Here is a 12,903-nt window from a genome sequence, read left to right as displayed (position 1 = left end):
CTGCTTTCAAGAAGAAAGAAGATACGTATAGAATGGCTGAAGCGAACAAAGCGTTTGCTCACTATAGATGGTAAGGAACTAAGTTATGGCAAGAACGCACAAACTTAACGACGTAAGAAACATCGGTATTGCTGCTCACATTGATGCAGGTAAAACAACAACAACTGAAAGAATTCTTTTCTATACAGGTGTTGAACACAAAATTGGTGAAGTACATGATGGTGCTGCAACAATGGACTGGATGGAGCAAGAGCAGGAAAGAGGTATTACGATTACTTCTGCTGCAACTACTTGTGAGTGGGATAAAAAACAAATTAATATTATAGATACTCCGGGGCACGTTGACTTCACCATTGAAGTTGAACGTTCTATGAGAGTACTTGATGGTGCTGTATCTGTATTCTGTGCAGTTGGTGGGGTTCAACCACAATCTGAGACAGTATGGAGACAAAGAAACCGTTATGGAGTACCATCAATTGTATTTGTAAACAAGTACGATAGAACAGGTTCTGATTTTTATGAAGTTGAAAGACAAATTAAAGAGAGACTCAAGGGTAACCCGGTTCCAATTCAATTACCAATAGGTGCTGAAGAAAACTTCCAAGGTGTTGTTGATCTTGTTAAAATGAAAGCAATCGTTTGGGATCAAGATGCTGCTATGGGTTCTAACTACCACGTAGAAGAGATTCCTGAAGATATGATCGAAGTATCAGAAAAGTATCGTGAATCATTAATTGAGAAGATTTCTGAAGCTGATGGTAACGACGCACTTATGGAAAAATACATGGAAGGTGAAGAACTTTCAGAAGACGAGATCATAGCTGGAATTAAAGCTGCTACTATTGGTATGTATATTGTTCCTATGACTGTTGGTTCAGCATTTAAAAACAAAGGTGTTCAGACTTTACTTGACGCTGTTGTTGCTTACCTTCCATCTCCAATTGAGGCACCTGCTATTAAGGGTACTATGATGGACGATCCTGATGAAGAAGTGATTGTTGATTCTACAGATGACGGTGAGTTTGCTTCACTTGCATTTAAGATCATGACTGACCCATTTGTTGGTCAATTGACATTTATCCGTGTATACCGTGGTTCTTTGGAGTCAGGTTCTTACGTACTTAACTCAACTAAAGAGAAAAAAGAGCGTATCGGTCGTATCATGAAAATGCATGCTATTAAACGTGAAGAAGTAGCTGAGATCTACGCTGGTGAGATCGGTGCGGTTGTTGGTCTTAAAAATACAACAACTGGTGATACACTTTGTTCAGAGAAAGATAAAGTAGTACTTGAGAGAATGGATTTCCCGGATCCAGTTATCTCTGTTGCGGTTGAGCCTAAAACAAAAGCTGACCAGGAAAAAATGGGTGTTGCATTAAGTAAATTAGCAGCAGAAGATCCATCATTTAGAGTAAGTACTGATGAAGAAACTGGTCAGACTATTATCTCAGGAATGGGTGAGCTTCACCTTGAAATTCTTGTTGACAGAATGAAGAGAGAGTTTAAAGTTGAAGCTGAAGTGGGTGCACCACAGGTTTCATACAGAGAAACGATCAGAAAAGAAGTTAAAAAAGAATACAAATATGCAAAACAATCTGGTGGTCGTGGACAATTTGGTCACGTTTACCTTCACATTGAGCCGAAAGAACCAGGTTTTGGTTACGAGTTTGTTGATGCTGTTAAAGGTGGGGTTATTCCAAAAGAATTTATCCAGCCGGTAAACAAAGGTGTTCAAGAAGCTATGGCTAGAGGAATCCAGGCGGGTTATCCTGTAGAAGATGTTAAGGTAACAGTATATGATGGTTCTTACCATGATGTCGATTCATCTGAAATGGCGTTTAAACTTGCTGGTTCAATGGGATTCAGAGACGGTTGTAGAGAAGCTAATCCAGTGATTCTTGAGCCATTGATGAAAGTTGAAGTTGAAGTACCTGAAGACTATATGGGTGACGTTATTGGTGACGTTGCTAAAAGACGTGGTCAAGTAACAGGTATGGATGACAGAGCTGGTAACAAAATCGTTAACGCGTTTGTACCACTTTCTGAAATGTTCGGATACTCAACAGACCTACGTTCAATGACTCAAGGTCGTGCAACGTATGCTATGGAATTTGATCACTATGAAGAGGTTCCACAAAATGTAGCTAAAGAGATCATCGAAAAAAGAAACAGCTAATTTAGTATTTCTTCACGATATCTTCGACCGAATGGAGTTTTCTCCGTTCGGTCACTTACTATCCGTAAACTCTCTCATTACGAAAATCCCATTAAATTAAATCTACAGTAAATTAGCAACGAACTTAACTATTACTAATATGATTGAAGAGTATTATTCTATTTTAATTTTTTAAATTAGCATACAATAGTATTTAAAGGATACCTCATATGAAATATATTATTGATCTTATAGAAGACGTACGGGAAGAAATAGGAAATCAGGAAGATTTTGTACTGACTGCAATGCTTCTAAAAGAAAACCCGGAAGATTCAGAAAAATTAACGTATGCAGGTGAAGCAGCTCTAAATATATTTAATATTGATACATCCAATAAACAATTAAAATTTAAAATAGATGGCAGTCAGTCTAGGATCACTGTAGGGGAACTTATTCCACCTTTACTGATACTTGATATGGATGCTATGATGTATGAGCTTAGAATGGATATAAACGTACAATACTCTAATATGGAGATAGTTGGATTTGGTAAAAATGATGAGGAGAAGAAATATATCTTGTTTATCAAGATATAATCTTCTTTTAGTTCTAGGCGTACACAGACTCTTTGCCAAACTCTTTAGCAAGCAAGGCATAGAAGAGTGCTCTGTACTTATGTCGGTTTGAGGTACCCATAGCTTCACATACACCTTTGATAGCAGCATCTAAGGTTGCATCATTGGCATTAACCCCGAGCTTATTTTGTAAAAAATTCTTTTTAACTGTGTCAAGCTCTTCACTGTCAGAACATGATACCGTTTCTGCATCCTGTTTGTAGATAGATGGTACCAAGTCTTCAGTTGCTTTACTAATCAGGTCTTCTGAAAGATCTAAGCCTAATTCTTTTGAAACAGCCATATAGTGTTCAATCTTTTCAACTAATTTACTCATGCTTATCTCCTAATAAAACTTTTTTACATTTAATTATATCTATAAATAATACTTAGGTCAAATATTGAGGTTTTTGTGCTAAAAGTATCCAGTTCAGACTAATATTATGCTGTTTGCAAAAATGAGCTAAGGATTCATAGGGTATTTTTTTACGTCTTTTGATAACTGCAAAGTATTGCGGGTCAAGTTCGAGAGAATCTGCTATATCCCTGTCCAGTATTTTGTCTTTTTTGGTTTGAGTAGAGAGAATCTGTTTGACTCTTTGCATTACTTCATGAAAATCTATCATCAATCTATCCTTCGTATTCATATATTTGTATCATAATAGATTTTTGGAGAAAAGTTTAAATATATGTCAAATTGTAATATTTTGAAGAGAAGTATTGGAGTTAAGTTCTACTCTGCCCGAAGGGTTCAGGTGCCTTCGGTGGAAATAGATATTTTAGTTTTTGCTACTGTCGATCTCTATAACAGTATGTACATTTCCTCTAGGGTTAAAATCAGCAATGAGTTTCATCGATCTAGGTTTTAATTTACTGTAAAGTGCATCATAGATCTCATTGGCAGAGTTTTCATGTGAAATATGTCTTGTCATAAATGAATTGATATAGAGTTTGAGTGCTTTGAGCTCTATGACTGTTTCTTCTGGCTCATAAGAGAGTTTAAGTGTAGCAAAATCAGGATAGCCAGAACGTGGGCACATACACATAAACTCAGGGAGTTCTATGTTGATCGTATAATTTTTCTTATGCTCATTTGGCCAATAGTTCTCTTCACTGTTGATGTCAAATTCTTGTATTTCTTTTTCACCGTATTTCATGTTTTTCCTTTAGTTGTATCTGTTGATCAATGCTTCTTCATCTATAGCTTTACTCACGCCAAAGCCCTGAATATAATCAATGCCAAGTGTTTTTAGTCTCTTTTCTTGTGTTTCATTATCTACCCACTTCGCAACAGTTTGAACCTGTAACTCTTTGGACATATTGATTAAAGAATGCAGCATAGCATAAGTTGTTTCATCTTCTAAGTTTGTCACATAATCTCTATCAAATTGAACCATGTCAAACTTAAAATGTTTCATATATTCCATAGAAGCATTGGATGAACCAAAATTATCGATACATATCTTCATACCGTGAGATCTAAAATTTTTGAGGGTGTTAAGATATCCACTAAGATCATGGTGTGTTTTACGTTCATAGAGTTGGATGGTCAAGCGTGACGGGTCTATCTCTTTTTCCTTTAAATAAGTAAAAAGTTTTTCCTGAAAAGAACTGTCTCTCAGAGAAAAAGGTGAAAGATTAAAGGTAAAGGAAATCGTGTCATCCACAAGAGGCAAGAGATCTATGACATGTTTGATCAGTGTCAGGTCATAGTCTCTACCCAATCCCAGACGGTTTATAATAGGTAAAAATACACGAGGCAGGACATCTTGATGGGTCTCTGATCTCAGTTTGACGGCAATTTCATAGGTATCGATAGTATCGGTATGTGTATTCAGAAGTGGTCTAAAGGATAAGCGTAATTTTTTCTGTTGAATCGTATGTATGATATCTTTTTCTATGCCTGAGAGTTCTTTTGCATCTTTGATCGTATGCGTATTTTTTTGTTTGCTGTTACCTACAGATTGACTTGCAATGATATCTCGAAGTTGTACTATGGCTTTTTCAAAATCATCATTAGGATTGGTGATAATAGCAAATTTATAATCTACTTCCATATCATTAATACGGTTGTTCTCTTCGGTCATCTTTTCTAAAATGGCCTGTACATTGTCATGGTTCTCATTGAGTGCAATGAGAAACTCAGAACCACGATGTCGGCCTATCAGGACTTTATCCAGTCCATTTTGTTTAAAGATAAGATTCAATTTTCGCGTAATAGTATAGAGAAGATTATCTATCTGGTCACCACTGTAGTTTTCACTTAAGGATGAAAGGTTTTCTATGTTTAGGCATACGAGAGATTTTGGGTGATCATGCTGCAGCATTTTGATAAATGTTTTTTTATTAAATCCTTGGGTTGTTTCATCCAGTAAAGTCTCCTGAACACTCAGATTCATTAAAAAATAGATAAAATAGATGGCAATAAAGGTAACGGCAGCGAGAAGTACACCATCTCGTATACCGATAGTAACGGTCTCCTCGTGGTAAATCGTGGTATAAAAGACAAGAAAAATAAGAATGAGTACGGGGAGGCCTGCTCGTAGAGCCAGGCTAAAGCGTCGTCCTCTTTCTTCTTTTTGGGAGTATAGCATTAAACATCCAGGTGTTTTACATCTTTAGCATGGCTTTCAATGTAGTTTCTTCTAGGTTCTACTTCGTCACCCATGAAGAGTACAAAAGTATCACTGGCATTTTCATCATCGCCAATGGTGACTTGTAAGAGTCTTCTGTTTTCTGGCGTCATAGTTGTTTCCCAAAGTTGCTCAGGGTTCATCTCACCTAGACCTTTATAACGTTGGATATAGGCACCTTTTTTTGCAGAACTCTCAACTTCCTGGAAGAGTTCAAGAAGATCCCGGTCTTTAAACTCATCTGTATGGTATTCAGAGATCTTTTGGTGTATGAGTATTGCTTCATTATAGTGCGGGTTTGTAAAGAGTATTTCATCTACGATGAGTTCTTCAAGACCATCATTTGTTTGGACAAACAAATGGATCGTATCTTCCGTAATGCTTTTGTTTAGGATGTTATACCCAAGTTCTGCGATATAGGCTTCAATGGTTTTTGCCAGTGCTTTGTTGTCTGTACCGATCACATCCGGATTTTCAATCATATAACGAAGTACTTCCGGCAATGCAAAACGTTTTTCTATCTCTTTGAGTGTCATACGGTAGTATGCTACCAGTTTGAAAAGCTCCACAAGGTCTGCTTGTCCCATAGTCGTACTTTCAATGACTGAGATACCATTTTCTATCAGATAGTCATTAAGAGATTTTTCATCTTTAAGATAGACTTCATTTTTACCTTTTTTATAACGATAAAGTGGTGGCTGTGCAAGATAGAGATACCCTTTCTCGATCACCGGTTTCAAGAATCTAAAGAAGAATGTCATGAGCAGCGTTTGAATGTGAGATCCATCCACATCGGCATCGGTCATGATAATGACTTTGTGGTATCTTAATTTTTCTTCATCAAACTCATCCCCGATACCACACCCCAGTGCAGTGATCATGTTTTTGATCTCATCAGATTTAAGAATTTTTTCCAAACGTGCTTTCTCAACGTTAAGGATCTTACCTTTGAGTGGCAGGATCGCTTGGAATACTCTGTCACGTCCTTGCTTTGCAGAACCACCGGCAGAATCCCCTTCCACCAGGTAGATCTCAGATATTTCAGGGTCTTTACTCTGACAGTCAGCCAATTTCCCCGGAAGTGTACCAATGCTCATGGAGTCTTTACGTTTCACCAGATCTTTTGCTCTTTTGGCCGCATCTCTACCTCTGGCTGCAAGAAGTATCTGTGCCATGATCGCTTTCGCTTCTATCGGTTGTTCCTCGAGGTATTTGTTAAACTGCTCAGAGAAAAATTTTTGTACCAACGGACGAACATAAGCAGAACCCAGTTTCCCTTTGGTCTGTCCTTCAAACTGTGGTTCAGGTACACGTACAGAAACGATGGCGATCAGACCTTCTTTACAGTCATCTCCAGTGATCTTGGTACCCTTTTCTTTAGCATTTGCATTTTTGGCAATGTAGCTGGACATAGAACGGGTAAGACCTGCTCTAAATCCTGCCTCATGGGTACCGCCATCTGCAGTTTTGATGTTGTTTACAAAAGAGAGTGATTTTTCTGAGTCTGAGTCACAGTACATAATTGCGATATCGATCTCAATATCATCTGCTTTTCCTTGAAAGAACTGTGCTGTTGAAAGAGGGGCTTTTGTGTTCATGTCTTCTACAAACTGTTTGATACCTCCTTCAAAATGATAGAGTTCTTTTGTACCGTCACGTTCATCTTTAAAGTCGATCGTGATCTTTGGATTCAGGTAACAAAGTTCTCTGAACCTTTTCATCAAGATCTCTTTTTGGAAAGTGACACCCTCTACGAAGATACTTTCATCAGGCCAGAACTCTACTTTGGTACCATGCTTTCTTGTTGTCCCTGTTGCCTCAAGTACAGCTTGCGGGATACCTTCTTTAAATGCTTGTTCATGGATCTCGCCATCTTTGAAGACGGTAAGGTACAAATCTTTGGAGAGTGCATTTACAACTGAGACACCCACACCATGAAGTCCACCAGAGACTTTGTAAGTATCTTTGTCAAATTTACCACCGGCATGCAGTACTGTCAGTACGACAGTTGCGGCAGATATTTTTTCGGTAGGGTGCTCGGTTACCGGGATACCACGACCGTTATCTTCAATGATCGCGGAACCCGCTTTAGTCAGTGTGACTTTAATGGTGTCACAATATCCTGCCATTGCTTCATCGATCGAGTTATCTACGACTTCGTATACAAGGTGATGAAGACCTTTTATAGAGGTGTCACCGATGTACATACCAGGTCTTTTTCTTACCGCTTCTAGTCCTTTAAGGACTTTAATATTACTAGCACCATATTCTGCCATGTTGAGACTCCATTTTGTGGGGGTATAAGTATATATATTTTAGCTAAAAATAACTTAGGAAAGGATGGCTAAACAGGGGATTAAAGTGCCATTTACAGTAGCATGCCACTTTGTTGCTTTTTTGTACTCACAATGTCTATTTTATTAGGATCAGTAAAGTGCTTTCTTTCATAGGCTTCGATCGCATATCGTCCTATCATGGCAGCATTATCGGAACAGTATTCAAGGGGTGCAACATGGAGTGTTTTTCCAAATTCATCACAAAGGTCCTGATAGGCATTTCGGATGTATTTATTTGCAGAGGCACCACCCACAATGGCAAAGTCTTTGATCTTTTCTTTCGCAAAGATCTTCTTGCTTTTTTGAAGAAGGTGAAGCTTCACTGCTTTTTGAAATGATGCAGAAAGATCTGCACGGTCTTGTTCACTCATCTCTTCACTGCCACCAAGTGCTTCTATTTTAAGTCTCACAGCATTTTTAAGCCCTGAAAGTGAAAAGGCTATAAGGGGAGAATTCCGTAGAGGTATAGGTAAATCAAAACGGTTTTCGTCTCCTTTTAGTGCAAGTGCTTCTATAAGCGGTCCACCAGGATACCCTAACCCCATCATTTTGGCACATTTATCAAAGCTTTCTCCTACCGAATCATCCATACTGGTAGCGAGTATCTCCATATGCTCAAAACCTTCAACCCTGATGACTTGTGTATGCCCTCCTGAGATGAGAAGTACAAGAAGGGGTAGGATAGGCTCCTTTTCTATAAAAAGTGAGTAGATATGCCCTTTGAGGTGATGTACGGGGATAAGAGGTATATCAAGTAAAATGCTTAGCGTTTTTGCCATAGCGATACCTTCAAGGAGAGTGACTCCCAGTCCAGGCTGATTGGTGACAGCAATGGCTTTGAGTTTTTCAAAGTAGGGTTTGGTCTCTTTGAGGATCTCTGGAAGTGCTACAGCATGCAGTCTTGATGCAAGCTCCGGAACCACACCGCCATAACAAGAATGTTCTTTCTCCTGTGAGATCTTTTTATGATAGAGGATTTTTTTTGTGGCTATCTCAGTGATGGCTATAGAGCTGTCATCACAGCTTGATTCGATACTTAAGATCATGATCTGTCCAATACAAGTTTTTCTATAAGTCCCCATTTCCCATAGCCGCTGTCGGCATTGATATGGCCGGCATCTTTGATAACACTTAAAGGAATATTATAGTGTTTTGACATCATTTCTGCTTCTTCTACATCGATGTAAGGGTCATTGTCAGAGACGATCATCTGTACTTCTTTGGCATAGAGTTTTTCTGGCATTTTACAAGGAAAAAAGGTTTTGATGGTATCTATTTCCGTTGTAAGACTTGGAGGGGAGACCATAAAAAGCCTTTTGATCTCAGGCATCTCTTGCATGAACTCTTGTTCCTGGCAGAGCCAAAACCACAGTGTATTTGCCAAAGAGTGGCAAACGACGGTATCCGGTTTAAAGTCTTCAAGTATCTCTTTGAGTTGTTTTACCCATCTGTTCTTAGTGGGAAAGTGACAGTTGTCCAGCAAAGGAAACGATACTGTTCCATATCCTGTGGCTAAGGTTGCTGCCAATTCTGCTTGCCAGTGAGGGGCATCACTGCCTCCCCAACCATGTAGTATGAGTACTTTATCTTGCATTGACATAGGTTCTTATCTCTTTATCTAATTGGATGATCTCATCGATGCTTGATGCTTTGACGGTTTCAAACTTTTTGTAGGCGTCTAAAACCATCTCACTCATTCCAAAGAAGGAACATTTTTCCTTCTGAAATGCTTTGATAGCCTCTTCATTTGCGGCATTGACCACTACCCCCAAATGAGGATGTGAAAGGATGTGTTCTTTGATGTTCCATATAGGGTAACGCTCTGCTTCAATAGGCAGAAATTCTAAACTCCCTATGCTCAGCAGGTCTGTTGGGGGCAAGATCTCTTCTTCTACCTCACCTCTCAGGGCAAAAGCAATAGGCAGTTTCATATCGACACCTGCAAAGTGTGCAGTGGTAGAACCGTCTGTAAATTCTGCAAGTGCATGGATAATCGATTTCTTTTCTATCACTGCATCGATGTTGCTTGTGTCAAAGAGCCATTTGGCTTCTAAAAGTTCAAAAAGTTTATTGGTCATGGTGGCTGAATCTATAGTGATCTTGTTACCCATGGACCAGTTAGGGTGTTTAAGTGCATCTGAAAAAGTAGCATCTTTCATTTTCTCAAGGTCCCAGTCTCTAAAGGCGCCGCCACTTGCGGTAATGTAAAGTTTGGAGACAGGACGCTCATTCATGAGGTACCAGAGGCCAAAGTGTTCAGAGTCTATAGGGGTGATGAGTGACATGTCTATAAACTCTCCGGCAACTACGAGTGACTCTTTGTTTGCCAATGCGACTCTTTTCCCAAGGCTTGTGGCCTTGAGTGTAGGTGCAAGTCCAGCATATCCTACCAGTGCATTGACAACTGTAGCACTCTCAGACATTTCTATAACTTCCAAGATACCTTCTGCCCCACAGAGTACATGGGGATGATTGACTTTTTCTCTGTCTTTTTCGTTAGCAATAGCAACGACTTTAGGTTGATACTCTTTGATCTGTGCATTGAGCAGGTTGATATTATTCCCTGCAACGAGGGCTTCTATTGCAATATTAGAGCGCTTTGCAACGATGAGGGTATTGACCCCTATGGAACCGGTTGAACCGAGTAAAACGATGCTTGACATTGATTAGATTAAAGATCTAAGTGCAATGACCATGATAACTGCACCAAAAAGGTATCCATCAATTCTATCTAAGATACCACCATGACCGGGGAGTAAGTCCCCAGAGTCTTTTACTCCTGCTTCACGTTTGAGATAAGACTCAAAAAGGTCCCCAAATATTGAAGCAACAGCAGTGACAAGCGTGACGATGATCGAGATCCATAACTCAACGACATAGAGTCCGGCAAAACTACCTGCTACTGTTGCTACAATGATACCACCAAAAACACCTTCAAGGGTTTTGTTGGGAGAAGTGTCTGAAAACTTTGTTTTGCCTATGGCTTTCCCTGTGAAAAATGCACCTACGTCTGTGAGTGCTACTGTGACAAGAAGCCAGAACATAGACGCGATCCCAAAATCCTGGTAGAGGATAAGAAAAAAGAGTATCCCACTGACCGGGTAAAGGAATGGAAGGAGCAGTCTTTTGTCAAAGTTGTGAAAATAGGCAAGTGAAGAAGCAAATATCACGGCCATAAAGAAGAACAGGTCATCCGGGTTAGGGTAAAAATATGCGACTATCCACAAGAGTGCAGCCCATACATACATAGAAGGTCCGGTGAGTTTGAAAAGTTTCATGGCTTCATAAAAAGCAAACATGTAGATCACTCCCAGGAAAGCCCACATAACAAAAAAGTTATCTACCCATCCGATGAATCCCACAAGTGCCAATAGTCCAATACCCGTAAGCCATCTTTCCTGATAATCTGTAAATATTTTTGTCATGATACTTTCCTGGTTTTTTAAATGAAGAATATTATAGCACGCTTTGGATTAGAGGGCACTAGACTCTGATTTCAGCACCTTCTTTAGTGACAGAAATGGTATCATATTTGTTGTAAAGGACGTTGGATCCTTCTTGCAGTTTTACAAATTTACGTTTGGTGTAATCTACTTCATAGTCTCCAGGATTTTTCACAGAAAAATCTACACAGAGCTTTGCAGCAGCTTGTATCACTGACTCTGGGAGGTTTTGTTTATCGGTTCTGATGATCACATGGGAGGAGGGTACATCACGTATGTGCATCCAGAGATCGTTGGCTTTTGCCATGGAGAGTAGTTTTTGGTTTTCATTACTGTTCCTGCCGACAAAGACTTTGTAATCTTCTATCCAGAACAGTTCACCCTCTCTGAGCTTCTCTTTTTTACGTTGCGATTTTGCACGTTTTGGCACAAGGAGTTCAAGTTCATAAGGCTCTGTTGCCTGTTCGAGTGCATAGTAAATGTTGTCATAGAAGTCTTTTTTACTTTGGAGGTTCTCTTTTTCCATGTGAATGTTCTTGGCTTTATTTTTCGCCCGTTTGGCAAGGTTGAAGAAATAGTCACTCATGCGATTCACCTTTATGTTTTTAGGGAGTTTGAGACTGATCTCATTTCCCTCAAAATCATAGGTATTTAGCTTGGTGTCATAGGGCTTTATCTGATAGAGGTTTGCCAAGATGAGGTTTCCGTAACTGTTATACTCTTTGGCCTGTAGTGCCAGACTCTCTTCGTTGGGCAATTTTTCTAAAATCTGCTTCAATTTTTGACTCTTTTTAGCAGTCACAGAAAGTTTTTGTTTTTTTAACTCTAAAAGTTTTTTCGCTTGTATTTGCGTATGTTTTTCTTCAAGGCAGGCATCTATGTCTGCTATTTCTTTTTCCTCTTCTGTACGTTCAAAAGGCGGTATAGCGAGTAGTTCTAGCCCTGGACGTATGACACGAAAAGAGCTATCAGCATCGATGTGTCTGAGTGCTTCGATGATCACTTCGTTCTCATCGACGAGTATAGCATTGGTATTTTTCCCTGTAAATTCAAGCTGTAAGTAGACGATCTTGTCTTTATAAGAACTTTTGGGTGCGAGGGTAAAACGCAAAACACGGTCTCCATTTGGGACATCTACGGAAATGAGTTTAGAAGCAGACATAAGGGTATGAAGCAGCGTGTCAAACGGTGCATTATAGCCCTGAAGAGGTCTTTGTGAAGAAGCTTTATAGATGAAACTGTGACCTCTGGTCATGTTGAAAAAATAACTGTCAGACTTGTCAAAGACCAATTCTAAAGTATTGTCCTCTACACGTCTAGCTCTGCTGATAAAGGTAAAGTCGTTCAGACGTTTGGCAATGGCTTTGAGTTCGTATAATTTCATGTTTGTAATTATAGCAAAATAAGTATTGTAAAGCCTTCGTGGCTACGCTTTACTTCGACCACTATGGTTCCGTCACTATAAACAACAAGCAGTTGTTGTTTATTTAACGTTCCTCATCATAAATATATTTTGCTATAATTCGCGTAATACTTAAATAATTTAGGACGCTAAAGGTAGACAGGGTTAAAATGTGACCAGTCACATGAGCCAACTGCTGAAGTTGCAATAGCGGCAGCGTAGTTTTTTGGACTTTGTTCAAAAGCGTCCTATCCGAAGGATAATAAAATGAAACAAACTATGACAGAAAAGATCTTCTCAGAACATGCAGGGCGTGAAGT

Annotated in this window: 12 protein-coding genes and 1 pseudogene; 3 read left to right on the top strand and 10 right to left on the bottom strand. The window is 39.2% G+C overall.

Annotated elements, in window-relative coordinates; all coding sequences use genetic code 11:
* From ABYK33_RS08745 to ABYK33_RS08735, 3 genes and pseudogenes are all read left to right on the top strand, one after another.
* Nucleotides 1-74, top strand: a pseudogene (locus ABYK33_RS08745) (30S ribosomal protein S7); the annotation flags it as partial.
* Between the two features lie 11 nt (nt 75-85).
* A complete protein-coding gene (fusA, locus tag ABYK33_RS08740; protein ID WP_373032756.1) occupies nt 86-2,176 on the top strand; it encodes an elongation factor G in 2,091 nt (696 codons plus the stop codon).
* Nucleotides 2,177-2,385: 209 nt separating this feature from the next.
* Nucleotides 2,386-2,751: a hypothetical protein gene (locus ABYK33_RS08735; protein WP_373032755.1), complete on the top strand. Its 366-nt coding sequence runs from the start codon at nt 2,386-2,388 to the stop codon at nt 2,749-2,751.
* 13 nt (nt 2,752-2,764) lie between these two features.
* Here the strand turns inward: ABYK33_RS08735 and ABYK33_RS08730 are convergent, their stop codons facing one another.
* From ABYK33_RS08730 to ABYK33_RS08685, 10 genes are all read right to left on the bottom strand, one after another.
* On the bottom strand, nt 2,765-3,106 hold the full coding sequence (locus ABYK33_RS08730; protein WP_373032754.1) for a DUF2853 family protein: 342 nt from the start codon (nt 3,104-3,106) through the stop codon (nt 2,765-2,767).
* 52 nt (nt 3,107-3,158) lie between these two features.
* On the bottom strand, nt 3,159-3,395 hold the full coding sequence (locus ABYK33_RS08725) for a helix-turn-helix domain-containing protein (protein ID WP_373032752.1): 237 nt from the start codon (nt 3,393-3,395) through the stop codon (nt 3,159-3,161).
* Nucleotides 3,396-3,548: 153 nt separating this feature from the next.
* The gene (gene queF, locus ABYK33_RS08720) at nt 3,549-3,926 is read right to left on the bottom strand and encodes a preQ(1) synthase (protein WP_373032751.1); all 378 of its coding nucleotides are present in this window, start codon (nt 3,924-3,926) and stop codon (nt 3,549-3,551) included.
* Between the two features lie 9 nt (nt 3,927-3,935).
* Complete coding sequence (locus ABYK33_RS08715; protein WP_373032750.1) at nt 3,936-5,363, bottom strand: EAL domain-containing protein; 1,428 nt, start codon at nt 5,361-5,363, stop codon at nt 3,936-3,938.
* The gene (gene gyrB / locus ABYK33_RS08710; protein ID WP_373032749.1) at nt 5,363-7,678 is read right to left on the bottom strand and encodes a DNA topoisomerase (ATP-hydrolyzing) subunit B; all 2,316 of its coding nucleotides are present in this window, start codon (nt 7,676-7,678) and stop codon (nt 5,363-5,365) included. The genes ABYK33_RS08715 and gyrB overlap by 1 nt, the downstream gene beginning before the upstream one ends.
* A gap of 92 nt (nt 7,679-7,770) precedes the next feature.
* Entirely contained in the window at nt 7,771-8,784 is a 1,014-nt protein-coding gene (tsaD, locus tag ABYK33_RS08705) for a tRNA (adenosine(37)-N6)-threonylcarbamoyltransferase complex transferase subunit TsaD (protein ID WP_373032748.1), read from the bottom strand.
* The gene (locus ABYK33_RS08700) at nt 8,781-9,338 is read right to left on the bottom strand and encodes an RBBP9/YdeN family alpha/beta hydrolase (RefSeq protein ID WP_373032746.1); all 558 of its coding nucleotides are present in this window, start codon (nt 9,336-9,338) and stop codon (nt 8,781-8,783) included. The genes tsaD and ABYK33_RS08700 overlap by 4 nt, the downstream gene beginning before the upstream one ends.
* A complete protein-coding gene (gene dxr, locus ABYK33_RS08695) occupies nt 9,322-10,392 on the bottom strand; it encodes a 1-deoxy-D-xylulose-5-phosphate reductoisomerase (protein ID WP_373032757.1) in 1,071 nt (356 codons plus the stop codon). Before dxr ends, ABYK33_RS08700 begins: the two co-directional genes overlap by 17 nt.
* A 12-nt stretch (nt 10,393-10,404) precedes the next feature.
* The gene (locus tag ABYK33_RS08690; RefSeq protein ID WP_373032745.1) at nt 10,405-11,163 is read right to left on the bottom strand and encodes a phosphatidate cytidylyltransferase; all 759 of its coding nucleotides are present in this window, start codon (nt 11,161-11,163) and stop codon (nt 10,405-10,407) included.
* A gap of 58 nt (nt 11,164-11,221) precedes the next feature.
* A complete protein-coding gene (locus tag ABYK33_RS08685; RefSeq protein WP_373032744.1) occupies nt 11,222-12,565 on the bottom strand; it encodes an NFACT RNA binding domain-containing protein in 1,344 nt (447 codons plus the stop codon).
* Nucleotides 12,566-12,903: the final 338 nt, after the last annotated feature.

The organism is Sulfurovum sp., from assembly GCF_041562805.1.
Lineage (GTDB): Bacteria > Campylobacterota > Campylobacteria > Campylobacterales > Sulfurovaceae > Sulfurovum.
This window is presented reverse-complemented; position numbering and strand designations above follow the sequence as displayed.